Annotated in this window: 20 protein-coding genes; 10 read left to right on the forward strand and 10 right to left on the reverse strand. The window is 66.4% G+C overall.

All coding sequences use genetic code 11. The features are described from left to right. Positions 1–60 precede the first annotated feature (60 nt). Positions 61–1,431: an MFS transporter gene (locus GUY30_RS16940; RefSeq protein WP_062240618.1), complete on the reverse strand. Its 1,371-nt coding sequence runs from the start codon at positions 1,429–1,431 to the stop codon at positions 61–63. Positions 1,432–1,633: 202 nt separating this feature from the next. Here GUY30_RS16940 and GUY30_RS16945 point away from each other — a divergent pair, with 202 nt between their 5' ends. Then, positions 1,634–2,473, forward strand: a complete 840-nt coding sequence (locus tag GUY30_RS16945; RefSeq protein ID WP_167200167.1) for an alpha/beta hydrolase family protein — start codon at positions 1,634–1,636, stop codon at positions 2,471–2,473. Between the two features lie 83 nt (positions 2,474–2,556). Here GUY30_RS16945 and GUY30_RS16950 read toward each other — a convergent pair whose 3' ends face one another. Together GUY30_RS16950 and GUY30_RS16955 are read right to left on the reverse strand one after the other, a co-directional pair. Beyond that, on the reverse strand, positions 2,557–3,957 hold the full coding sequence (locus tag GUY30_RS16950; protein WP_228281504.1) for a D-arabinono-1,4-lactone oxidase: 1,401 nt from the start codon (positions 3,955–3,957) through the stop codon (positions 2,557–2,559). Next, entirely contained in the window at positions 3,954–5,246 is a 1,293-nt protein-coding gene (locus GUY30_RS16955) for an amino acid deaminase/aldolase (protein ID WP_167200171.1), read from the reverse strand. The genes GUY30_RS16950 and GUY30_RS16955 overlap by 4 nt, the downstream gene beginning before the upstream one ends. 50 nt (positions 5,247–5,296) lie before the next feature. On the opposite strand from GUY30_RS16955, the gene GUY30_RS16960 reads away from it, so the two are divergent. Then, positions 5,297–6,898 carry a succinic semialdehyde dehydrogenase gene (locus GUY30_RS16960; RefSeq protein ID WP_167200174.1) on the forward strand — a complete coding sequence of 534 codons (1,602 nt, stop codon included), beginning with the start codon at positions 5,297–5,299 and terminating at the stop codon, positions 6,896–6,898. Positions 6,899–6,995: 97 nt separating this feature from the next. On the opposite strand, the gene GUY30_RS16965 is transcribed toward GUY30_RS16960, so the two are convergent. The 4 genes from GUY30_RS16965 to GUY30_RS16980 all read right to left on the reverse strand — a co-directional run bounded on the left by GUY30_RS16965 (position 6,996) and on the right by GUY30_RS16980 (position 13,861). Continuing rightward, positions 6,996–8,939, reverse strand: a complete 1,944-nt coding sequence (locus GUY30_RS16965) for a penicillin-binding transpeptidase domain-containing protein (RefSeq protein WP_167200177.1) — start codon at positions 8,937–8,939, stop codon at positions 6,996–6,998. Between the two features lie 303 nt (positions 8,940–9,242). Beyond that, positions 9,243–9,977, reverse strand: a complete 735-nt coding sequence (locus tag GUY30_RS16970) for a response regulator (protein WP_167200180.1) — start codon at positions 9,975–9,977, stop codon at positions 9,243–9,245. 55 nt (positions 9,978–10,032) lie between these two features. After that, the gene (locus tag GUY30_RS16975) at positions 10,033–11,910 is read right to left on the reverse strand and encodes a sensor histidine kinase (RefSeq protein ID WP_167200183.1); all 1,878 of its coding nucleotides are present in this window, start codon (positions 11,908–11,910) and stop codon (positions 10,033–10,035) included. A gap of 106 nt (positions 11,911–12,016) precedes the next feature. Then, positions 12,017–13,861 (reverse strand): MOSC domain-containing protein, encoded by a 1,845-nt coding sequence (locus GUY30_RS16980; protein ID WP_167200186.1) that lies wholly within the window; start codon positions 13,859–13,861, stop codon positions 12,017–12,019. Positions 13,862–13,975: 114 nt separating this feature from the next. On the opposite strand from GUY30_RS16980, the gene GUY30_RS16985 reads away from it, so the two are divergent. The 3 genes from GUY30_RS16985 (at position 13,976) to GUY30_RS16995 (ending at position 16,914) form a co-directional block, all read left to right on the forward strand. Then, the gene (locus GUY30_RS16985; protein ID WP_039211903.1) at positions 13,976–14,269 is read left to right on the forward strand and encodes a metal-sensitive transcriptional regulator; all 294 of its coding nucleotides are present in this window, start codon (positions 13,976–13,978) and stop codon (positions 14,267–14,269) included. Positions 14,270–14,356: 87 nt separating this feature from the next. Then, on the forward strand, positions 14,357–14,569 hold the full coding sequence (locus GUY30_RS16990) for a heavy-metal-associated domain-containing protein (RefSeq protein WP_039211901.1): 213 nt from the start codon (positions 14,357–14,359) through the stop codon (positions 14,567–14,569). Beyond that, on the forward strand, positions 14,569–16,914 hold the full coding sequence (locus tag GUY30_RS16995) for a heavy metal translocating P-type ATPase (protein ID WP_167200189.1): 2,346 nt from the start codon (positions 14,569–14,571) through the stop codon (positions 16,912–16,914). The genes GUY30_RS16990 and GUY30_RS16995 overlap by 1 nt, the downstream gene beginning before the upstream one ends. Before the next feature lie 224 nt (positions 16,915–17,138). On the opposite strand, the gene GUY30_RS17000 is transcribed toward GUY30_RS16995, so the two are convergent. Further along, the gene (locus tag GUY30_RS17000; RefSeq protein WP_167200192.1) at positions 17,139–17,420 is read right to left on the reverse strand and encodes a hypothetical protein; all 282 of its coding nucleotides are present in this window, start codon (positions 17,418–17,420) and stop codon (positions 17,139–17,141) included. A 477-nt stretch (positions 17,421–17,897) separates the two neighbouring features. Between GUY30_RS17000 and GUY30_RS17005 the strand changes: the two genes are divergently transcribed. The 4 genes from GUY30_RS17005 to GUY30_RS17020 all read left to right on the forward strand — a co-directional run bounded on the left by GUY30_RS17005 (position 17,898) and on the right by GUY30_RS17020 (position 22,013). Next, positions 17,898–18,443, forward strand: a complete 546-nt coding sequence (locus tag GUY30_RS17005; RefSeq protein ID WP_062863002.1) for a hypothetical protein — start codon at positions 17,898–17,900, stop codon at positions 18,441–18,443. Continuing rightward, positions 18,443–19,405 (forward strand): response regulator transcription factor, encoded by a 963-nt coding sequence (locus GUY30_RS17010; RefSeq protein WP_062862665.1) that lies wholly within the window; start codon positions 18,443–18,445, stop codon positions 19,403–19,405. The genes GUY30_RS17005 and GUY30_RS17010 overlap by 1 nt, the downstream gene beginning before the upstream one ends. A 4-nt stretch (positions 19,406–19,409) precedes the next feature. Next, the gene (locus tag GUY30_RS17015) at positions 19,410–20,696 is read left to right on the forward strand and encodes a sensor histidine kinase (RefSeq protein WP_062862666.1); all 1,287 of its coding nucleotides are present in this window, start codon (positions 19,410–19,412) and stop codon (positions 20,694–20,696) included. Positions 20,697–20,921: 225 nt separating this feature from the next. After that, positions 20,922–22,013: a M15 family metallopeptidase gene (locus GUY30_RS17020; RefSeq protein ID WP_167200195.1), complete on the forward strand. Its 1,092-nt coding sequence runs from the start codon at positions 20,922–20,924 to the stop codon at positions 22,011–22,013. Between the two features lie 137 nt (positions 22,014–22,150). Here GUY30_RS17020 and GUY30_RS17025 read toward each other — a convergent pair whose 3' ends face one another. Then, complete coding sequence (locus GUY30_RS17025; protein ID WP_167200199.1) at positions 22,151–22,726, reverse strand: DUF1990 domain-containing protein; 576 nt, start codon at positions 22,724–22,726, stop codon at positions 22,151–22,153. A 146-nt stretch (positions 22,727–22,872) separates the two neighbouring features. On the opposite strand from GUY30_RS17025, the gene GUY30_RS17030 reads away from it, so the two are divergent. Further along, entirely contained in the window at positions 22,873–23,325 is a 453-nt protein-coding gene (locus GUY30_RS17030; RefSeq protein WP_167200202.1) for a MaoC family dehydratase, read from the forward strand. 94 nt (positions 23,326–23,419) lie between these two features. On the opposite strand, the gene GUY30_RS17035 is transcribed toward GUY30_RS17030, so the two are convergent. Beyond that, positions 23,420–24,226, reverse strand: coding sequence for a putative endonuclease domain-containing protein (locus GUY30_RS17035; protein WP_167200205.1), 807 nt, complete (start codon positions 24,224–24,226; stop codon positions 23,420–23,422). Positions 24,227–24,312: the final 86 nt, after the last annotated feature.

Here is a 24,312-nt window from a genome sequence, read left to right on the forward strand (position 1 = left end):
CTGTCGCCGGAGCTCCCTGCCACTGTGAGCGGACCCGCGCAACCTCAGCGCGAACGTCCCTCAGACGGACACGAGATGCTTGTCCTCGTCCACCTCGGCGAGGGTCTTCTTGCCCATGCTGCGGGCGAGGATGAGGGTCGGAACTCCGGCGACGACGATGACGACGGTGGCGTAGATCGCCGGCGCCAGCGTGATGCCCGTCGACGACATGAGTGCCGTGGCGATGAGCGGCGACAGCCCGCCGAAGAGGACGGTGGCGATGTTGTAGCCGATCGCCATACCGGAGAAGCGGCTCGTGCCGGTGAATTGCTCGGGCACCATGGCGGCGGCCACCGCGCTCCACCCGGCCGCGGGAATCGCGAGGAACGCAACACCGAAGACCGCCCCGCCTGAGGAGCTGCCGCCCAGCAGAGCGTAGGCGGGAATGATCGTGAACACGAAGACGGCCATGAGCACCGCCAGGGCAGGTTTGCGGCCGAATTTGTCCGAGGCGAGGCCGAAGAACGGGGTGACGACGATGGCGACGACGGCCGCAACCGTACCCAGAGCCAGGGAACCGGAGTTCGGGACCTTCGCCACCTCCTCGATGTAGGTGGGCACATAGGTGATGTTGAGGAAGTAGCTGACCGAGCCGATCGAGGAGATGAGGAAAGCGACGAGGATCGCCCGCGGCTGCTCGAGGATCGCGGTGATGAGCGGGGAGCGCTCGAGTCCGACGTCCTTCTTCTCCTTCTCCGCTTTCTGCAGCCGCTTGAAGGTCTCCGTCTCCTCCATCATCGACCGCAGCGGAACCATGAGGATGGCGAGCACTGCACCGAGGACGAACAGCAGCCGCCAGCCCCAGGAATCCATCGCTTCGGGACTGAGCGTATTCGCCAGCAGCGCACCGGATCCCACCGCCAGGAGGGCACCGACCTCGCTGTTGGCCGCGGCCCAACTCGCGGCCAGGCCGCGGCGTCCCGGGCCCGCCGACTCCATGAGGAAGACCATGATTCCGGTGTATTCCGCACCGACGGAGAATCCGGACAGGCAGCGCAGGGCCACCATGAGGACGCCCGCCCAGATGCCGATCGTGTCATAGTTCGGGATCACCGCGATTCCAAGCATCGAGATCGCCATGAGGACGGCGGAGATGATGAGCGTCGATCGCCGCCCGATCCGATCGCCCAGGTGGCCGAAGACCATCGCGCCCAACGGCCGGAAGAGGAATCCCGCCGCACCGACCCCGAGGGTCAGGAGCAGAGAATCGGTCTGGTCGCCGAAGAACTCCTTGGTCAGGGTCGTGGCGACGTAGAAGAAGATCGAGAAGTCGTACCACTCGACGACGGTGCCGAAGGCCGCGACGAACATCGACCTGCGCCGGCCTCTCTCCCGCTCTCGGCTTGTTGCCTGGGTGGGTGATGCGGGGTGGTTCCGATCCGACGCGGTCATGACCCGAGCGTACCAGCACGCTCCGACATGGAATCCCGCCGAGAACTGCTGTGTGATGCAGAGATTGCGCCGGAGGATCCAGCTGATTGATGCGGAGGATCGCAATGAGGACGATGCGGACTATGCCGGTACGGACGCCGGCAGCGAGAAAGACATTACCGACCAGTAGCATCCTGACGCCGCGGTGACTACCCTGAAGGATATGGACTCACTTCTCCAGCAGGACGTGCGCATTCCGGTGCAGAGCCGATACGGTTCCAGCGAACTCGAGGGACATCTCTTCCTCCCCGCGGTCGCCCCGCACGCAGTGCTGACGATCCACCCCGCCACCGCGACTCCGGAACGCTTCTACTTCTCCTTCGCCGAGGCGGCTGCCGCGAGAGGGTTCGCCGTGATCACCTACGGCTACCGCGGTGTGGGCGGTCGGACGGCAGCTCGCGCCCATCGGCACATCCGCATGCGCGATTGGATCGCCGAAGATGTGGCGGCCGTGGGCACGTGGGCCGAGAAGAAGTTCCCTGATCTGCCGCATACAGCACTGGGCCACAGCGTCGGCGGGCACGCCCTGCTCCTGGGGCACGGCGGTGAACGGGTGTCCGGAATCGCCACCATCGCCACTGCAATGGTGTCGGCCCGCAAGATCGCACCCCGCAGTGAGCGCTTCCGGGTGGAATTCGGGCTCGGTGTCTTCGCCAGGGTGGCCACTCGGGTATTGGGGTATATGCCCGGCAGCCGAGTGGGCCTCGGCGTAGACATCCCCGCTGCCGCTCTCTATGAATGGACGAACTGGCTGCGCCGTCCGCACTTCTTCTTCGACGACCCGAGCTTCGACGCCGAGGCGCGCGTCTCCCGGCTGCGCACGCCGGTGCTCGCCCTCGGCACTTCCGACGATCCCTGGGCGACAGAGGCGTTCATCGATGCACTCACCGATCGTCTGCGACTTGCTCCGGTGACGCGGCGGACCATTGCCCCTGCGGAGCTCGGCACCGAGACCATCGGCCATCTCGGCCTCATGCGCAGATCCGTCGCTGAAGCCTTCTGACCGGAGATCCTCGAGTGGCTCGAAACGAGAGCCGCCGCAGACAACCGCTAGAGTCCGCTTCTCGGCAGCGGCCCGACAGCTCCTCAGCGACCAGCTACACCGAACAGCGAGTCGGTGAATCGATTGCCGAACATGGCCCCCGGGTCCAGGCGGGACCGCAGGTCACAGAAGTCCGCGAAACGCGGATAGAGCTCATCAAGCTCCGCAGCCGTCCGGGTGTGGATCTTGCCCCAGTGCGGGCGGCCGCCGTGCCGGCACAGAATCTCCTCGACGACGCGGAAGTACTCGGCGAAGTCCTCCTTGATGAAGCGGTGCACGGCGATGTACATCGTCTCCCGCCCCGTCGCCGTCGACAGGGGCACATCGTCGGCGGCGGCACACCGGACCTCGAGAGGGAAGGAGATCGACCACCCCTTGGCCTCGATGACGTCACGGATCTCCCGAATCGCTTCAGGTCCGGACCCGAAGGGCAGCGCGTATTCCATCTCGTTGAACCGCACCCGCCGTGGGGTGACGAACACATCGTGGCCCGGAGCCCGGTAGGTCCGATCAGCCACGACCGACTGGGCGATGCGATTGATCGAGGGCACCACGGCCGGAACCTTCGCCCCGAGCTCGACGGCCAACCGCAGCGCTCCGTTCTCCACCACCTCTTTGTCGAGGAGGTTGAGCCAACGGTTGCGCACCCCCGCCTCGGCGAGGCGGCCCGGCCCGGCCTGCCCGGGCTCCACCCGGGTGTTCGTCTTCGTCAGCACCGAATCGGTGTGCGGGAACCAGTAGAACTCGAAATGGTCGGCCCCGCGCATCCGCTCGGCCAGCCCGTCGAGGAGCTCATCGAATCCGGCCACCCTCTCCTCGGCGATGAGGTCGAATACCGGCACGCACTGGAGCTCGACCTCGGTGATGACACCGAGGACGCCGAGGCTGACCCGCGCGAGGTCGAAGACCTCCGATTCCGCCTCGGCCGAGAGTTCGCGCACCGCACCGTCGGGGCCCATCAGGCTCAGTCCGGTGACGGTCCCGGCGAACCCCGTGAACCCGATCCCGGTGCCGTGCGTGCTCGTCGAGATCGCACCGGCCAGGGCCTGCGGGTTGACGTCTCCCTGATTCTCCAGGGCCAGGCCGACGGGTTCGAGCAGCCCGGGAATGTCCCGCAGCCGAGTGCCGGCGGCAAAGCGCACCCGCTTGCGCGCCTCATCGACGGCGATGATTCCCGACAGACCGTCGAGGCTGACCATGACGTCATCGCCGGCGGCCACGGGGGTGAAGGAATGTCCGGCCCCGACGACCCGCAGCCGGTCCCCCGCCGCCGCAGCGGCTGTGACGATTTCCGATAGTTCCTCCGCCGAGGCGGGAGTGGAGAACGTGTGCGGATGCGCGTGGACGTGCCCGGCCCAGTTCCGAAACGCGTGCCGGCCCTTCGCCGAGCCGCTTTTCGCCCCGCGTCCGGCCCGTTCGCCGCGCCCTGACTGCACTTCTCTCACAGAACGAGTCCCTCTCCTCGATAGGTGGTCCAGACAGCGCCGATGCGGTCCTGGGACACGACCTGGAAGTCATTGAGATGTTCGGCCAGCTCCCCGGCCTTGGCATGCCGGAACCACACGAGATCGCCGATGCGCAGCGCGTCCGTGCCCGGCCCGGTCAGCGGAGTCTGCACCTCTCCGGGGCCTTCGAGACCGGAATACTCGAGGCCCGGCGGCCATGCGATCGTCGGCAGACGGTCTGGAGCGGGGACTCCGGAGGCGATGAACCCGCCTTTGAAGACAGTCACCCAACCGGGACCGGGTCTGCGCACAACGGGAGACACGAAGTACGCGGCCGGACGGTGCCGGAAATGCGTGTAGCCGTCGAAGAGTCCCGGAGAGAAGAGGCCGGATCCGGCGGCGAGTTCGGTCAGTGTGCCTTCGACGGAACTGGACTCGAACGAGCCGGTTCCCCCGCCGTTGACGAATTCGAGGTCGGCGATCTCACGGACCGCGGCGATGACGGCGGCTCGTCGTTCCGCGAGTTCGGCGATCGAGGCCTTCTGCATGGCCCGCACGATCGCCTGCCTGACCGTTCGTCCGGCGTCGGCGGTGCCCGCGATCTGGCCTTCGTAGAACATCATCCCCACGAGGTCGAAACCGGGACGAGCCGCCACCTGCCGGGCCAAGGCGACGGCTGATCGGGCATCCCGGATCGGCGAGCGCCTGGCCCCGATATGGACGCGGTCGCCCAACCAGGACTCGGCCGGTCGATAGGAGGAGTCGACGTCGATGCACACCCGCACCGAGGCGGCTCCCGCCTCGGCGAGGTTCGTCGCGTCCTCCCCCGGAGCGGTCACGTCCGGGACAGTGCCGTCCGGAACGGTCACTTCCGGGGCGGAGCCCGGCCCCGCCTCGGCGAGGGATCTCCGGACGTCGTCGATGATGTCGAGGTGGTCCACGGAATCGATCATCACGGTGATGTTCGAGAGCGCATCCGCCTCGGCGATCATCCGCGCCAGGGCGGGACGGTCGAGGCTGGGATAGCCGATGACGATATCGCGGATGCCGCGGGCGTGGAGGAACAGTGCCTCGGGGACGGAATACGCGAGCACACCGGAATAGCCGGGATGGGCGAGCGCCCGGTCGATGGCGGCGGGCACGCGCAGGGACTTCGTGGCCAGCCGGATCGGCAGTCCGCGAGCGCGTTCGGCCAGGGCGTCGAGGTTGGCGTCGAAGGCGTCGAGATCGAGGACGGCGGTGGGTGCACAGGTTCCTTTCAGCGCACCCCGGAGACCACTCGACACCATATTGGGTAGTCTAGCCTGCGATGACCTACGTCACATGGATTAGGAAGCCGATGACCACAGACACCACTGCCCACGTCTCCGCAGCAGGCACCGCCGGGACCGCATCCTCGCATGTCACCGCGGCGCTGCGGGACTTCCTCGACACAGATCCGTACGAGGATGCCTCCGGTTCGGGCGAGGTGATGCGCGGCGTCGAACCGTTCACCGGCCGAGAGGTCGACCGGTTCACTCGGAACACTCCTGCCGACATCGAAGCCGCCTACGCCACGGCCCGCATCGCCGGCCCCACGTGGGCTGCCCAGTCGGTGGAGCACCGGGCGAAGGTGCTCACTCGACTGCACGCCGCACTGGCTCGGAACGAGGATCTGCTCCTCGACATCATCCAGTACGAGACCGGCAAGGCTCGCATCCACGCCTATGACGAGATCCTCGATACCTACAACGTGCTGCGCCACTACGGGGTGATGGCCGCCCGCTATCTGCGTCCCGAACGTCGGCGCGGGGCGATCCCCGTGCTCACCCGCACCGAGATCACGCACACTCCGCTGGGAGTGGTCGGGTTCATCACCCCATGGAACTACCCGCTCACCCTGGGAGCGACCGACCTGTTCGCGGCCCTGACCGCCGGCAACGCCGTCGTCCACAAACCCGATTCGACCACGACGCTGACCTCGGTGTTCATGCGCAGGCTGGCGATCGCCGCCGGTCTGCCTCCCGAGGTCTGGCAGCTCGTGCCCGGCCCGTCCTCCGAGCTCGGGCACGCGCTCATGGCCGGTGCGGACGGAATCTCGTTCACCGGTTCGACGGCCGCGGGACGGTCGATCGCCGCCGAGACGGGGCAGCGTCTGCTCCCGACCGCGCTCGAGCTCGGGGGAAAGAATCCCCTGATCGTGGCCGCCGACGCGGACCTGGAGAAGGCCGTCGAAGGTGCCGTTCGCGGGTCGTTCTCCTCGGCCGGGCAGCTGTGCATCTCGATCGAGCGGATCTACGTCCACGAGGACCTCTATGAGACCTTCTGCGCCCATTTCGCCGAGGCGGCCCGGGCCTACCGTCTCAGCGCCGAATTCGAGTACGGCCCGGACATGGGCACCCTGGCGGGGCCGAAGCAGCTCGAGACGATCACCAACCATGTCGAACAGGCCCGCAGCGTCGGCGCCACGGTCCTTGCCGGCGGACACCCAGTGCCCGATCTCGGTCCCTATTTCTACGCTCCGACAGTTCTCACGGATGTTCCCGCGTCAGCCGAGCTGCGTCGGGAGGAGACCTTCGGTCCCGTCGTCTCCGTCTATTCGGTCCCGTCCGACGCCGCGGCGATCGCTGCGGCCAATGACAGCGACTACGGACTCTCGGCATCGGTGTACTCGCGCTCCCACGGGCGTGAGATCGCGCGGCAGGTCGAGGCCGGAATGGTCAACGTCAATGAGGTCTACCCGGCCAGCTGGGGGTCCATCGACGCTCCGGCGGGCGGAGTCAAGGCCTCAGGATTGGGCCACCGGCACGGACCCGAGGGCCTCTTTCAGTTCATGCACTCGCACACGATCGCGCAGCAGCGCCTCCACCCGATCGCGCCGGCTGGACCTCTCGACCAGAAGACGTTCGCGAAGGCCATGTCCGGTGCGCTTCAGGTGATGCGGTCGCTGCGCATGAAATAATCCGCGCATGAAGCAGGGGGCGCGTCCCCGTCGGGAGGCGGCGGCCGCAGGTCAGCTGCGGTTGCCGCTCCGCCCGACGGAGCCGCCTCGGTGGTGGTCAGTTGACCTCGTCGAGGAAGTCGTGCGCCACCGGGACGGCCGCCTCGGCGCCGAATCCGCCATCCTCGACGAGGACGGCCACGGCCAGGTCTCCCTGGAATCCGGCGAACCATGAGTGAGTGCGCGGCGGGGTCTCGTCGCCGTATTCGGCCGTTCCGGTCTTGCCGTGGACGGGATCGCCGGGAACATCTTCGAGATCGGTGGCGGTTCCCTCGGTGACGACCTTGCGCATCATCTCGGAGACCTCCTTCGCCGCGTCCGCGTCGAGCGTCGGGGAGTCGCTGTCGTCGTCGGCGCCTTGGCCGCCGTCGCCGTTCTCCGCCTCCTCGACCGCATCTCCGAGGACGAGCTGCGGGGTGATCGTCTCCCCCGCCTCGACCGAGGCGGTCATCGTCGCCACGGCCAGCGGGCTCGACTGCACCTTGCCCTGACCGATCATCTGCGCGGCATGGGTGACCTCGTCATCGTCGGCCGACACCGAGGCCATCTTCGCGCCGATGGCCGAGGCGTCGCCGAGCATGCCGAGCTGGGCGGCAGCATCGGCCAACTCGCTGCCTGAGACCTTTTCGCCGGAGGAGACGAAGGCGGTGTTGCAGGAGTGTGCGAAGTCCTCGGCGAAGCTGACGTTGCCGAGCACTTCGTCTTCGGCGTTCTTGAAGCTCTTGCCGCCGACGTTCACGGTCTTCGGGCAGTCGATGTCGTCATCGGGACTCACCCCGGCGTCGAGCAGCGCCAGCCCCGAGGCGATCTTGAACACCGAGCCGGGAGCGTACTGGCCGCTCAGTGCTCGGTCCCAGGCCGCTCCTCCCGGGTCGTGGTTGGCCACGGCGAGAACATGGCCGTCGCTGGGGCGGATCGCGACGACAGCAGCGGGTTTCTTCGCGGTCGCCGCCGCCTTGTCCGCGGCGGCCTGGATGTCGACGTCGAGGGTGGTCTCGAGATCGTCGCCGTCCTTCGATTCGAAGGCGTGCAGGCTCGTCAGCTTCGTCTTCCCACCCTTGTCGTCGGTCGCATCGCCCTTGGCGAAGACTTCGACGCTGCCGGGACCTGCGAGGCGGGAGTTGAAGGTCTTCTGCAGTCCGGTGCGCCCGACGATGTCACCGGCGATGATCTCGCCCTTGGACTTCTCGATGTCATCGGCGCTGGCGGGTCCGGCCGAACCGAGTGTGGCCTGGGCGAACCCGCGGGAGCGTGTCAGGGTCTGGGTATCCTCGGTGAAGAGGATTCCCGGCAGATCGTGGATGGCGCTCTTGACCTCTTTGTAGTCGTCTTCGCGCAGGATCACGACGGGGACGAGCTGATTGTCCTCGGCGTCATCGACCGACTTCTCGAGGTCATCGGCGTCGAGGTCGAGGGAGTCGACGCCGTCATTGAGCCCCTTGACGAGCTTGCCGATGGTGTCGGGTTCGAGCCGGTTCGGGTGGATGCCGATATCGATGACCTTCCCGTCCTCCATGAGCACTTCGTCATTGGCACCGAGGATCTTCCCGCGTCCGCCTGGATTCGCGCGCAGTGCGAAGCTGCCGCCCTTGCCGAGCTTCGGGTGGATGGCCTTCTCCGTGAGATCCGCCCACCAGAAGAGTCCGCTCTTCTCCAACGGCAGCTGGGAACTGTATTCCCAGGACTCTCCGTCGTTGTTCGCCCAGGTCCAGTCGAGTGTGGCCACGGTGCGGCCATCGGCCTCGGTGATGTCGTCAACGGTGACCGACCGCAGGTCGACCCTCTTGCCCAACGACTTCGTGACCCGGTCGAACAGCCCTTGGGCGAGGTCCTTCTCATGCCAGATGTCCGAGCTCAGCTGCTCTTCGGCGAGGTCGTGAGCGGCCGCCTCGGCGGCGGAGGACTTCGTCATCGGAAGCCGGAAGAGGGCGAAGACCCCGGCTCCGGCGAGCAGCACGATAACGAGTGAGACGGCCAGCCAGACCCGGGACTTCTTCGACATGGAACCATCCTCTACCGGGGGTTCCGCAATGTCCATTGCCATGCGGCAGGTCGGGTGGGCACGCAGAGCCCGCCGCCACGTCGGTCCATGACCGATTGTTAGGTCGATCCACGGCGGTTTCGGCGCTCAGAACGCCGTGGATCGACCCAACAATGCCCACGGCATCGGTCACGGTCACGTATTCCTGCCATCCGGACCCACTAAGTGGTCAAAATGGTCACGCCGACCACGGTTTTTCGTGACCATTTCGCCCACCTAGCGTGACCATTTCGCCCACCCAGCGGTGCAGAATCCGCGGAATAGTCAGCCTGCGTCGGGGACGACGGTGTATTCGAGGACGGGACGTCCGGCCGAACCGTACCGGGGACGCCGCTCGAGCATGCCGGCGTCGGCCATGGATTCGAGATAGCGACGAGCGGTGACTCGGGAGACGCCGAGGCCTTCGGCCAACTCGGCCGCGGACTGACCCGGGTTCTCGTTGAGCAGCTTCTTCACCTCGGCCTGGACCGCATCGGGCACGCCCTTCGCAGTCGCTGCCACGGTGTGGGTGCGCAGAGCCGAGATCGCCTTGTCGACCTCGGTCTGGGTGACCTCGCCGTCGTTCGAATCCCCGCCGAGGCGGTTGCGGAAGGACGAATATGCCTCGAGTTTGGATTTGAAGACGGGGAAGGTGAAGGGCTTGATGATGTACTGGGCGACGCCGTAGGACAATGCCTCCTGCACGATCTGCATGTCCCGGGCGGCGGTGACGGCGATGATGTCGACGTCGACGCGCTGGCCGCGGATGGCGCGACAGACCTGGAGTCCGTGCCCGTCGGGCAGATTCATGTCGAGGAGGACGAGGTGGATGCCGGAGGAATCGAGGCCGTAGATCTGCCCCGTGAGAGCAGCCATCGCCTGAGTCGCATTCTTCGCCACCCCTGCGACGTGATAGCCGTCGATGCGGTCGATGTACTTCGCGTGAGCACGGGCGGCGACCACCTCATCCTCGACGACGAGCACACCGATGCTCGATTCAGGCACAGTTGAGTCCGACATGCCGCCAGTCTATCTGCACCCGTTTGACAGCGTGCCTGATCGTGTTGCAGTCCCGTCACATCGAGCTGTGGCCAGATTGACCTGCACCGGCCGAGTCCGGCAGCCATACCGTGAGCACCGCACCCTTGAATCGGTCGCAGTCCTCTCCACGGCCCTGCACGTCGACGGCTCCCCCGAGGCGGCGGATCGCCTGCACGACCAGGGACAGCCCGACCCCGCGGGTGCCCGTCTGCTGGCGCCCCTGCCCCTGGTCGGTCTCGACACCGTCGTGCTTCGTCGACCAGCCGCGTTCGAAAATCGCGTCGAGGTACTCCTCATCGATGCCCGGACCGTCGTCGCTGACTTCGATCATGAATCCGCCGGGACCGCCGGAACCGGAGAGCTCGACATGGACCCTCTTGTCTTCGGACAGAACATCCTGCCTGCTCAGAGCGTCGAAGGCATTGTCGACGAGGTTGCCGAGGATCGTGGCGAGGTCGCGATCATCTCCGCCGAGGTTGCCCGTGAGGTCCGCGGTGTCCACCGTCATCTCGATGCCCGCCTCGGCGGCTTGGGAGATCTTGGACAGCAGCAGGGCCGAGAGGACGGGGTGGTCGAAGGTCATCGACCCGTCCCCGTTGACCCGGTTGAGATCGTCGATGTCCTTGGCCGCGAAGTCGATGGCCTCGTCGACGTGCCCGGTCTCGAGCAGGGACACGACCATGTGCAGCCGGTTCGCGTATTCGTGGGTCTGCGCGCGCAGGGAATCGGAGAAGGACCGCACGGAGACGAGCTCGCCGGAGAGTTCGGCCAGCTCCGTGTGATCGCGCATGGTCACGACCCACGTATCGCTGGCCGCCTCGGTGGGCTGCTGATTGACGACGAGGACGCGGTCGTCGGTGTAGTGGATCTCGTCGCGGGCCCACCGGCCGGACGCGAGCAGATCGTGCAGCGCCTCGGGCAGGTCGAGTTCGCGCAGCGGCATCTCCTCCGCCGAGGTGGGGCCCGGGTCCGCGTCGTCACCGGCGGGAGGCATGCCCAGCAGTTCCCGGGCCTCGGTGTTGATGAGCACGATCCCGCGGGCTCGGTCGACGAGCAGCAGACCTTCGGAGACCGCCGTGAGCACGGAGGAGTAGAAGTCGAGCATGCTGCGCAGCTCGTCGGCGCCGTAGTCGCCGGTGACCCGGCGCAGGCCTCGCGATGTCACCCACGACGAGCCGATGCCGAGGATGAGGGTGAGCACGGCGATGCCGATGAGCCATTTGCCCTGTGCCATGAATCCCTCGCGGACCGAATCGGCGGAGCTGCCGACGATGACGGCGCCGACGACCGTGTCGGACCTCATTCCGTCGACGCCGACGTGTTCGGCGTAGACCGGGGTGACGACGTACATGGTGCCGTCGGCCGGGCCTCCGTCGTTGATGAAGCGCACCGTCGACTTGCCCTCCTGCAGGGCCTGTCCGTCGACGGCCTGGGCCAGCTGATCGATGGAGTCCTCGGGGATCTTCCCGGAATCCGCCGAGGCGGTCTTCGCTTCCAGCGCCTGCTGGCGTCCGGGAGAGCCCAGGGTCGGCGGGGTGAGCAGGAAGTCGATGGGCACGACCGCGGCGATGTCGAAGCCGTATTGGCTGATGACGTTGTTGAGAAGCGTCTGGACATCGTCGCGGGATTCGGTGTCGAAGTAGTCGTCTTGGCCGACCTCACCGGTGCCGACGAGGCCGAGCGACATCGAGATGTTGTCCGCGGCCGACCGCAGCAGGTCCTGTTCGCGTTTCGTGTTCAGCTGGGAGAGCTGGAGGTAGAGCAGACTCGTCGTGAGCACCATGATGCCCACGAGCATGATCGAGTTCGCGAACATGATCCGCCCGGCCGCGCTGAGGCGGACCCACCGACTCAGGCGGCCCACCGGTCCGGCGGGCCCCTTCGACAGTACGGAACGCTTCTTCTTCGGCATGGAAACCATTGTGCCACCCGGTCGAGCGCCCTCTGCCGGTTCACCCGGCGGGGTCAGAGCGCCGAGTCAGCCTGCCTGGTTAGCCTGCTTGGTCAGGCTGCCGGGTTCAGAGAGCCAGACTGATGGGCCCGGCGGGGACCGCAGAGCATACGAGCACTTCGTCGCTCTCGACTCGGGTGGCCGGTTCGATCGGGTAGAGCACGGATCCGGCGGCCAGGGACACCGAGCAGGTTCCGCAGGATCCGCCTCGGCAGGAGCTCGGTGACCGGAATCCGCGCGCTTCCAGGGATTCGAGCAGGGTTCCTTCCTGCGGTTGCCAGACGAAGCTCGTTCCCGAGTTCTCCAGGGTCACCTCGGCGGGGGAACAGGCGGCGATGGCCTCGCTCATTCCCGTGTTCGGGGAGGCGAAAGTCTCCTGGTGGACGGCGGGAACGCCGGCCTCATCGGCGGCGGCGAGCACGGCCGCGGTGAAGTCGCGGGGTCCGCAGACCATGACGTTGTCGCAGCCGGCCACCCAGTCGACGAGGTCCCGGTGTCCGGGTCGGCCTGCCGTCGCGGTGTCACGGTGGTGGGTCTCGACGGGGACGGCGCCCGAGTGGGCTCGGTCCTGCAGTCGGTTCCACAGGCACGCGGTGCGGTGGTCGCGGTCGACATGGAAGAGTCGGATCCGATCGGTGGCGGGCAGGTCGCCCAGACCGTTGCTGCGCAGCAGTCCGAGGCTCGGAGTGATGCCGATGCCCGCGGTGATCAGCGCCGTTGTGCCGCCGAAGACCCGGGAGGCGGTCATCGTTCCGTGCGGGCCGGAGGTGAGGATCCGCTGTCCCTCTTCCAATGAGGCCACAGCCCGGGAGCCCTTGCCCTGGGTGCGCACGGCGATGCGGACGATGTCGTCCTCGACGTCGGTGATCGTATAGGTCCGCCAGAACGGTGCGCCGAGGTCGAGGTGGACGCGCAGGTTCGTGCCCGGTTCGTCGAACTCGCGGATCCAGCCGAGGTCGTCGCGCAGGGACACCTCGACAATGTCGTTGCAGATCTGCTGACGCCCGACGACGGTCATGAGGCGCGGCGTGCGCGCGACCTTGACGAGTTCGCGCGGGGCTGGGCCTTCGACGGTGATCTCGTCGCCGGCTCTGACATCGCCGGTCTCGAGGATCTGCCCGTAGATTCCGCAGTGCAGATGCCCGCAGGCGGAGTTGAGCAGCCGCGGCACATTGACGTCGACCTCGGTGGTGGTCGGATTGACGGTGGTCGCCGGGCAGCGTTCGATCGTCGAGCGGATTGCCAGGCGCACCCCGCCGAGGCGGATGATCGAACCGATGAGCGCGAATTCCTCGAACGGCGCGAGTCCCTCGACGAGGACATTGCCGCGGAACCTCAGCGGATCGAGTTCATCGTTATCAGTGCCGAGGGCTGCCCGTCCTTCGTCCGTCTCGGCGATCGCGGCGACCGTGGCGGGGTTGATGAGCGAGATCCCCGAGCGCTGCGAGTCGAACATCCCCTGATCGGCGACGGCCAGGCAGCGCGGGAATGTACCCTGAGGGGGTATGCGCTCAGAGAGGAAGCTCGCCGAGGCGGCTCTGCCCTGATCATCGCCCGTGGAGAAGGTCGTCGACTCCCCCGTCGGAGCCGTCAGGGTCACGGTCGCGGAGTCATGGTCGGCCGCCTCGACGGTGGAGTTCCGATCATCAGGACCGGACTCAATCGCGGATTCGGTGTCGGTCGCCTCGGGGAGGGTTGCTGCTACCTGCCATTTCTGCAGGTCGGTGTCGTTCTTGAGCACGGTGAAGGCGGAGTACGAGTGCCAGGCGTCGGCGGGGACGTCGAGGCTGCCGTTGGTGAACGCCGCGATCCGGTCGCCGCGGATTCCGCGGTCCCTGACCACCCGAGCCTCGGTGAGCTCCTCGGCGGGGAATCCCTTGACCGGGAACCGGAACAGTCTGGCAGCACGCATACCTTCGATTGTAGGAGCCGGGCGACACGGAAGGGTCGGGGTGAGAGCAAACGCACAGCCACCTCGGCGAGGGTCGATCTTGATTCATACCCCATAGGGGTATACAGTGTGACCATGACTGAGCAACATGGATACACCCCGCAGAAGGACGCTCTCACGCGGAGGATGAAGCGGATCGAAGGTCAGGTCCGCGGCATCGGGAAGATGATCGATGACGATAAATACTGCATCGACATCCTCACCCAGGTCTCCGCCGCGACAGCCGCGCTGCACGCGGTCTCCATCAACCTCCTCGAAGAGCACATCGCTCACTGCGTGGTCGACGCCGCCGGGTCCGGCGACGAAGAGGAAGCGCGGAAGAAGGTCGAGGAGGCATCAGCCGCCATCTCCCGACTCATCAAGAGCTGAGCCGGACGGCCGCGTCCGCCCGTTCGGGGTGCGACGACGCCTGAGGCCCGGACATCGGGACACTTTCACAGCTGATAGGAGAGCACGATGACGACCACCACCATCACCGTTTCGGGAATGACCTGCGGACACTGCGAAGCCGCGGTCAAGGAAGAGCTCGGCGCACTTGCGGGCGTCTCGGACGTCGCGGTCGACCTCAACGCCGGGGGCGATTCCCCGGTGACGATCACCTCGTCGAACGAACTCGACGATGCGGCGATCCGTGCCGCCGTCGATGAGGCCGGCTACGAGGTGAAGTGATGCCCCGCGAGCTCGAGCTCGACATCACGGGCATGACCTGTGCGTCGTGTTCGGCCCGGATCGAGAAGAAGCTCACCCGCCTCGACGGGGTCACCGCGGAGGTCAACCTGCCGCTGGAGACCGCGCATGTGATCATCGATTCCGAGCTCAGCGACGACGACATCACCGCCGCCGTCGAGAAGGCCGGCTACAGCGCCACGGTGCGCAGCCCCGGCGGAGGCGGCGACGGCCCCGAGATCGTCGACTACGATCCCCGCCATCTGCGGCCGCGCTTCATCGGCTCACTCATCCTGGCGGTGCCGATCGTCGCGATCTCGATGGTCATGAGCTGGCACTTCACCGGCTGGCAGTGGATCGTCGCGATCCTCGCCCTGCCCGTCGTCACGTGGGGTGCGTGGCCGTTCCATTCGGCGGCGTTCAAGGCCGCGCGCGGTGGGTCGACGACCATGGACACCCTGGTCAGCGTCGGCATCACCGTCGCGAGCCTGTACTCCTACTTCACGCTGGGCCGGGCCGTCGCCGATGGCCATGGCTGGGCGATCCCGGGCGATTACCACGTGTGGTTCGAGGCGGCCGCGGCGATCACGGTGTTCCTGCTCATCGGCAAGCTCACCGAAGATCGGGCGAAGAACCGGGCGACGGCCGCGCTCAAGGCACTCCTCGACCTCGGCGCGAAGTCCGCGACCGTGCTGCGCGAGGGTGCCAGCACGGATGGAGTTGGCGCGGAGGGGGCTGCAGCTGATGCCGCTCCCGCGAGCGCGGGCCGTGTCGAAGTGCAGGTGCCGATCGACGAGTTGGTCGTCGGCGATGTCTTCCTCGTCCGCCCCGGCGAGAAGATCGCCACCGACGGTGAGGTGCTGACCGGTCATTCGGCCATCGACGAGGCGATGCTCACCGGCGAATCCGTGCCGGTCGAGGTCGCTCCCGGCGATTCCGTCACCGGGGCCACGATCAACACCTCCGGCGTGCTCGGGGTCCGTGCCACCCGAGTGGGTGCGGATACGACGCTGGCGGCCATGGCCGATCTCGTCTCTCGTGCACAGAACGGCAAGCCCGCCGTGCAGCGGCTGGCCGACCGGATCTCCGCGGTGTTCGTGCCGATCGTCTTCGGCATCGCCGTCGTCACCCTGCTCATCTGGGGCTTCGTCACCGGCGATTGGGCGGCTGGACTGCATGCCGCTCTCACCGTGCTCATCATCGCCTGTCCATGTGCCCTGGGCCTGGCTACGCCGACGGCTCTCGCGGTCTCGTCCGGGCGCGGATCCCGACTGGGCATCCTCGTCTCCGGGCCCGAGGCGCTCGAGTCGACGCGGTCGATCGACACGGTCGTCCTCGACAAGACCGGCACGCTGACCACCGGCGTGATGAGCCTGACCGGAACCGAGTTGTCCCCTGCGGACTTCGATGTCCTGGCCCGACTGGAATCGCGCAGCGAACATCCGATCGCCCGCGCCATCGTCGCAGCCGCCCCCGAGATCGTCGGGGCGGGTTCGGCGGGAGCTGCGGCTGGGACTGTCCCGACTGGAACCGTCCCGGCTGAGCCCGATTCGATGGGATCGGTCGAGGAATCGGCCAGGGCCGCCTCGGCGGGGTCGATGGAAGCGTCGGTGGAGTCATCGGTCACGGAATTCGACAACATCGCCGGCGGCGGACTGCGGGCCACGATCGACGGCGCCGAGGTGCTCGCCGGTCGCCCGGACCTGCTCCGGGAGCGCGGAATCGCGGTCGACTATGCGGCCGATTCGGTTCCGCGTGGGGCCACGATCGTCGCGTTGGCGATCGACGGGCGCTTCCACGGTCTGAGCTTCGTCTCCGATGAGGCCAAGCCGACGGCCAAGGCTGCGATCGCCGAACTGCATTCGCTGGGGCTGAGCACCGTGCTGCTGACCGGGGACAATGCCCAGGCCGCCGAGGTGGTCGCCGAGGCTCTCGGGATCACCGAGGTCCGTGCGGATGTCCGCCCGGAAGGCAAGGTCTCCGTGGTGAGCGAACTGCAGGAGCAGGGCCGGGCCGTGGCCATGGTCGGCGACGGGGTCAATGACGCCGCCGCTCTGGCCGGTGCGGATCTCGGCATTGCGATGGGGTCGGGCACTGATGCGGCGATGGCGGCCTCGGACGTCACCATGGTCAGGTCCGATCCGCAGCAGATTCCGCAGGCGATCAGGCTCTCACGCCGGACCTTGGGGCTGATCAAGGGCAACCTGTTCTGGGCCTTCGCCTACAACACTGCGGCGATCCCGATCGCGGCATTCGGACTGCTCGATCCGATGATCGCCGGTGCTGCAATGGCGTTCTCGTCGGTGTTCGTCATCCTCAACAGCCTCCGGCTGCTGCGCTTCAAGTAGCTGCGGTGCGAACGGCGGGGCTGGTCGGCTTCCCGCGCAGACCACACGACTGGCTCTCCCCTCGACCGCGAGAATCCCTCATGACAAGCGCCATAACTCCCTGCTCCTGCAGGGCGTTATGGCGCTTTCGGTGTCTGATGCCTCAGCAGCTGTAGGAAATGACAGTCACGCGAGGTTATGCGAGCAACGAGCTGTCTCGCATGCGAAGCACGCGGTAGGGCGACTCAGCGCATGACGGGGTAGGACTGGTTCTGGTTCTGCGTGTCTTTGCGCATCACCCAGTTGAGGTAGCTCGTGAAACCCGACACCAGCACAAATGCCGCTCCGGCATAGATGAATGCGTAACCGAAGGCACGGCCGTCCTGCCACGCTCGGGTGACGATGATCGCGAGGACGAGGGTGACGATTGCGCAGACGGCACCGACCTTGAGCGCGTCCTTGTAGGACACCGTGCTGGTGGGCTTGCCGCCTGTGGACTTCTTCTTCGGGGTGTTCGTGGGCGCCATGCCCGCCATTCTACCGGTCAGACCTGAGAGCCAACCCATCCTGTGGCCGAGATCAAGTCGTGGACTGCCCCACCTGGAAGCTCGATCCCCTCGGCACCGTGGTGGCCGTGCCTGACCGTCCATCCCCACGACACCGAGGTGGCCACAAGAAGCCTTGAACCCAACGGAGAACGCGGCGACCAGCCGATCCGGGGCCGGCCCAGACCCGCCTGCGCCGATGATCAGGTGGACTACAGGCTCCGAACAGGCAAAAATGAGGGTGTGCCAGTCACCGTCAGACGCGCCTCCGGGGAGGCGCTGTGCTCTTTTCACTCCAGCCAGGCCCCGCCTGGCCGTGAGCCATGCGCAGACGCATCGGCCCCGACGGCAACCTCTACGGGCACCACAGCAGTCGGACCAAGCCCCCTCGACAATCCCCACTCGACATCCCTCCGTCGCACCCTCCGCACCTTCACGGCGCTCCTCCTTGCGGCAGTCATGACGTTCACCGTCACAGCGTGCGGACCCGATCGCGGCCTCAAGGTCTCGCCCGAGGGCAACCCCTCCCCCTCGCTCTTCGCCCCCAACACCGAGGCCGCCGGCGAGCCGAACGAGCCGTTCTCGCTCGACGAGGTCCGCAAGGCCATCGAATCGTCGTCGGGCAACGCGGTCACCGGCAGCGCCACGGAGACGGCCGAGGTCATCGCCGATTGCAAGGACTGCCTGAAGTTCTCGTCGCCGTTCCTCAGCGGCGAACAGAAGTTCCAGCTGGTCACGGTGGCCAACCCCAAGCAGCGGGATGAGACCATCGCCGGCGCGGTCGTCAGCGAACACAGGGGCGAGCCCCGCCTCGAACTCATCGCCACCGGCAATCAACTCAAGGTCGATCCCGGCAGAAATGGGACACTGGTGGTGCAGGAGGCCATGTTCGCCGACGGGGACAAAGCATGCTGCCCATCCGGCTGGTCGGTGCAGGTGTATCGCCTGCACGACGGTAGGTTTGAACCAGGTCAACGCTTCACGCGGCTTAATGGAGAAACGTAATGCATATAGTTCTGGTCGAGGATGATGAGGTCATCCGCGAAACGACGCAGATCGGACTCGAACGATTCGACTACACGGTCTCGGCATTCGCCGACGGCCGCGAGGGGTACGAATTCGTCTCCGCCAACGGCGCCGACGTCCTCCTGCTGGATCTCATGCTGCCGACGATGAACGGCGCTTCCATCTGCCGTGCCGTGCGCGAGCGTTCGACGATCCCGATCATCATCATCTCCGCCCGCTCCGATGCCATCGACATCGTCCAGGCCCTCGAGGCCGGCGCCGACGACTATCTCACCAAGCCGTTCGACATGCAGGTGCTCAACGCCCGCATCCGTGCGGTCGTCCGCCGGTTCATCACGACCGGCACAGACCGGTTCGGCTACTCCCCCGCCCCCGAGGCGGATGAACACCACGACACCGTGATCGGCCCCGGCGGCATGGTCACCGGCGACGGCATCCCCGAGGTCCTCGGCGCCAGCCCCGGAATGGACACCCGGGATCGGCTGCGAGCGCAGCTCGAATCCGATGACACCTACCTCGGTGCCGGTGGGAAGTTCACCACCGCCCCCGAGGCGGACGACGACGAAGAGGCGATCGGCGGCGCGGTTCCGCCACGTCCGAGCGGCTCGCCCACGGTGGCCGCGGAAACGTCCGGATCCGACGGCGGGCTGGGTCCGTTCCGCACACGACTGGGCTCCCTCGTCCTCGACACCGGCCGGCTGACGGTCGAGGTCGACGGGGAGGAAGTCCACCTCACCCCGACCGAGCTGCGTGTCCTCCTGCTGCTGACCGAGCAGCCCGAGCACGTGTATTCGCGGGAGAAGATCGCGTTCACGGTCTGGGGCTACGAATGGGCCGGCGACTCCCGCGTCGTCGACGTCCACATCCAGCGCCTGCGGAAGAAGATCGGGGCGAACATGATCGAAACCGTTCGCGGATTCGGTTACCGCTTCGCAGGCTGATTAGATGTCGCTGCGCTGGAAGATCTCTCTGCTCATCGTCGCCTCGGTGATCATCGCCGTCCTGTCGTGCTCGATCGTGCTGCGCCAATCCGCGGCCCGGGCCGAGGACGACCGCATGCGGTCGACGGTGACCGAGCAGCTGACGAACGCGACAGCCATCTTCTCCGAGACCGGGGTGCTCACTCTCAACGCCCGCATCGATGATCCGGAGCTGCCCAAGGAGGCGCGCAAGTCCGCGCTCAAGGGGCAGAGCGTGACGATCCGCTCCGAGGTCGACGGTGAGGAGATCGTGTGGGCAGCGGCCCCGATCGAGGTCGGCTCGCATACCCAGGTGATCTCCGTACGCGCTTCGACCAAGGACAGCCAGGAGCTCATCGGCCGCATCGACCAGGCACTGCTGGTGGGCATGATCGGCTCCGCCCTCGTCGTCGGCGGTGTCGGCTCGATCGTCGCCGGCCGCATCTCCCGCAGGCTGACCCTGGGCGCGCAGGCCGCCCGGAAGATCGCCGGCGGGGACACGACGACGCGCATCGCCGATGTCATCGACGAATCCGATCAGGAAGTGTGGGCCTTCGCCACGGCAGTCGACACCGCTGTGGCCCGCCTGACCGAACGCATCGACTCCGAGCAGCGCTTCACCGCGGACCTCGCGCACGAGATGCGCACCCCGCTGACCGGGCTGGTCAATGCCGCGAACCTGCTCGAAGAGGATTCCCGCCCCGCCGAGCTCGTCAAGGACCGAGTCGTGCGCATGCAGGTCCTCGTCGAGGATCTCCTCGAGGTCTCCCGTCTCGACGCCGGCCGTGCCAATCCCGAGTTCACCCGCGTCGACGTCGATCAGGCGATCCGTTCCCTGCTGGGCACGATGGAGGCCTCGGGCGCCCTGGCCGGCCACCAGATCGACACTCATCTGGCGGCGCTGAATTCGACGCTGGTCACCGATGTCCGCCGCTTCGAGCGCATCGTGTCGAACCTGCTGGTCAACGCGATCAAGCACGGCGGGGATCCCATCCGCCTGGAGACGAGCACGCGCAGCATCATCGTCTCCGACTCCGGTGCCGGCTATCCGCCGGATATCGTCAACACCGGCCCGACCCGCTTCGTCTCCGCCGGAGGCGGCGGAATGGGCCTCGGCCTCGTCATCGCGCAGGGGCAGGCACGCCTGCTCGGCATCAAGCTGATCTTCAGTAACGATCCCGTAACAGGGGGCGCACGGACGGAAGTGGTCTTCCCCGACGAGGAAGCCCAGGAACGCGCGCTCCGGCAGTACGTCGAGAGCCGATCCGAATAACCTCGCCGCGGCGGGGCCCTGTTTACCGTAAGGTGCTGACCTCGGTCGATGCTTGGTTTCCAGAGGTTACGCTGAGGCCGGCCTGAGCGTCGGCTGACCGCCCATGAGTGCGACTCGTCACTTAAATATGACAGGTCCTATACATTCCCGTTACAATTTTGTGATGTTGCATTGAAGTCGTCGTAACCTCGGCGGTCTTCGCGGAATCACACCAAACGGAGTTTTATGTCAGAGTCATCATCGAGCACAGAACCACAGGTGCGTCGACGGGATCTGCACAGGCGTCGCTCATCGTCCCCATTCTCTCGCGCTCGCACGTCGAAGCGCGAGACCGGGACACCCACCGCCCCTGCTGCCGCTGACTCCGGGACACCGACCGCTTCTGCATCCGCTGCCAGCACGACCGAGACCCTGTCGCCCAGGCGCGCAGCGATGGCCGCCGAGGCACGTGCGGCACAGACATCTCCGCGGCGGAACGCGATGGCTCGTGAAGCCGCCACAGTCCCGACGACCTTCGGTTCTCCGTCCGCCTCGTCGATCCGCCGGGTCAGCGCAGGAGCCGCCGAGAGCCGCGGGTCCGATGGCGCGCTGCTGAAATCCGTGCGCAAGCGGAAGCTGCGGACCGCGTCCACCCTCGCCGCCGTCTCTGTGGCAGGCGCCGCCACTGCAGTGACCATGCTGGTCAACAATCTCAGCGGAGGTGCCGAGGTCAAGACCGACCCGTCTGCCGCCAGTGAGCCCTCTGCCATCAACGCGGAGAAGGTCAACGCCGACGTCCCCGAGGTCAAGGGCAAGTCGGCGATGGAGATCGGCGTGCCCAGCGCCAAGCAGAAGAAGGTCGAAGCCGCGTCCCGCGCAGTCGAGAAGAGCGCCCTGCCCGGCTGCGATGAGAAGCAGAACTTCGACCAGTCCGCCGGCAACGGCGAGCTGCCCGATGAGTGGCTGTGCGACCTCGGCAAGGAAGATCACCGACTCCGTGCCGACGCCGCCGTCTCCTTCGCGAAGATGAACGCCGCCTACAAGAAGGACACCGGCAAGGAACTCGAGATCACGGATTCCTACCGCGACATGGCCGGCCAGCTCTCTGTGGCCAGCCGGAAACCGGGACTGTCGGCTAAGCCGGGCACCTCGCTGCACGGATGGGGTATCGCCCTCGACCTCGGCGGCGGAGTCGCCAACAAGACCGGAGCCTGGGGCTGGCTCGTCGAGCACGGTGACGAATACGGCTGGGAGAACCCGGACTGGGCCAAGGCGAGCATGTACGAACCGTGGCACTGGGAATACACCCCGGCCCGCGACTCGATTCCCGGCAACTGACCGATCAGCAGCCCGTCCGGCAGTTGCCTCAGCGTTGCCGGATCAACTGCGCACGGCCCGCTGCGAGGCACCCTCATCCGCTTTCGAAGTGAGGTGACCTCGCCCGACGAGCGCTTCTCGCTCATCAGCGCGCCGGATCAGCTGCGCAAGGCCCGTCCGTAGCGTCGCCGATAGATGATCTGAGCGATGCGGACGAAGGGTTCGCCGAGTCGCCAGATGCCCAGCCCCGCTCGCGAGACCGACCTCAGAATGAGGAACACTCGGTCATCGGCGGTGCGGATGAGGATGCAGGACTCCTCTCCGGTGATCGGATGTCCCGGCTTCGTGCTGTAGGTGAAACCGCACCGATCCTCGGTTTCGAATACATCGATGACGCGAGACGGCTCGAGCAATCGGAACGGTCCGAGTCGCACCCGAATCGTCGGCTCCTGCCCCCGCTCCACACGGGGCGGTCGACGCGCAGTCTTTGCTGACGCACCGCTGCCGGACGCGCGGTCGCTGCTATCCGAACGTCCATCCACGTCGATATCGAAGCCGCTGCGGATCTTGACCTCCCAGTGCAGGACCTCCTCGGCGCAGCGATCGAACGTGTCCCGGCCACGGCCAACGAAGTACGCGGATTCGAAGTGACGGTATCCGTCGGGACGCTCCAACCACCTCGGCGAGAGAGGATGCGTCAGCGTTTCCGGACGCTCCTGTGGATCTTCGGCCATGTCACCAACCTAACGGACTCAAGTCGCGCGACTCACAGTCCGGACGGTGGGGTGGCGTCGCACGGCCCGCCACGTATGATGCCAAGAACGGCGGACCTCAATCGAATGTCCGCTCAGCATCTGAGCCAGGATCAAGGGAGAACCACGTGCGCACAATCAACGGCATCGACGAGTTCGAATCGCTCATCGGCCAGGAGCTCGGCACCTCCGAGTGGCTGACGATGGACCAGGACGCCATCAACACCTTCGCCGACGTCACCGGCGACCACCAGTGGATCCACGTCGACGAAGCGCGCGCGGCCGAGGGCCCCTACGGTGCGACGATCGTGCACGGATTCTTCACTCTCGCGCTGATTCCGAAGTTCTCCTCCGAGGTCTTCACCATCGAAGGCGTGTCCATCCGCGTCAACTACGGCCTCAACAAGGTCCGCTTCCTCCAGCCCGTCGTCGTCGGCTCGCGCCTGCGCGGAAAGGTCGAGGTCAAGGACGTCATCCGCGGGGATAAGGGCACGCAGGTCATCCTCCAGCAGACGATCGAGATCGATGGCCAGGAGCGGCCCGCCTGCATAGCCGAGGTGGTCACTCTCCTCGTCGAGTGAGGCTCGGCCCTCCGACGAAATTGAGTCGATAGTGGCGAAAAGTCTGAAATTCCCAACTATCTCCGACTTTTCGCCACATCCAAATCAGCTCGACTCATAACAGACCTGCACGGCGGAGATGATGTTCGACGATTCGACGGATGTCCGCCCAGTTCGAGCGTTTCGAGACTCTGAGAACGAACCACCCTTCGGCCTCCAATGCGGCGATTCGCCGATTGTCTTCAGCGAACTGCAACGGTGAGGTGCGATGATGATCGCCTTCGTACTCGATGGCGAAGCGGATTGCCGGGTATACCATGTCCGGATGCAACACCGAATCGATCAGGCCACAGTACACAGCCGGATGCACGGACGGCTCGGGAAATCCGGCGGCGATCAACTGCAGGCGAAGGCGCGTCTCCGGGGGCGAATCCACATCCTCTCGGACCAATTCGATCGCTTTCTGTGCCGTCTGGCGTCCGACCAGCCGGGAACGAGCGGCCAGTTCAGCGCGGATCTCAGCGATCGTCGTGAGTGGGCCACATTGCCATCTGCCCACAGCCGCATCGCCGAGCTCGACAAGTTGCTCGGTCGTCAGCGCTCCGGCGAGTTCCGCGAATAGTTGTGGCACCGAGATGAGCGGCAGGCCGAAGAAGTCGTCCGCCCGCAGCCGGACATAACGGTGCAGGACAGCATCCCGCCGGCGCCGGGAAGCGTTCATCTCGCCGAGCGCCACGTGCAGACGCTTATCGGCCGAGCCCGGCAAGGGCAGCCCGTACAACCGGGCCGCAGTGACATTGCACCCGACTGATCTGGGATCAATGCCGATGCCCGCAGTGAGCCTGACCTGTTCCAGCGCCCAATCATCGTCTGCCCAGATCGGGGCGATGATGTCGGTTTCGGGTTCCGTGTCTATCCACATTCCATGAGTGACCTGTACATACCGCGAGCTGGTCAGCAGCTTGTGACGGGTCACCCCACGTGCGGCCGCCTCAGCGCGAGAGAAGG

The organism is Brevibacterium pigmentatum (genome assembly GCF_011617465.1).
Taxonomy (GTDB): domain Bacteria; phylum Actinomycetota; class Actinomycetes; order Actinomycetales; family Brevibacteriaceae; genus Brevibacterium; species Brevibacterium pigmentatum.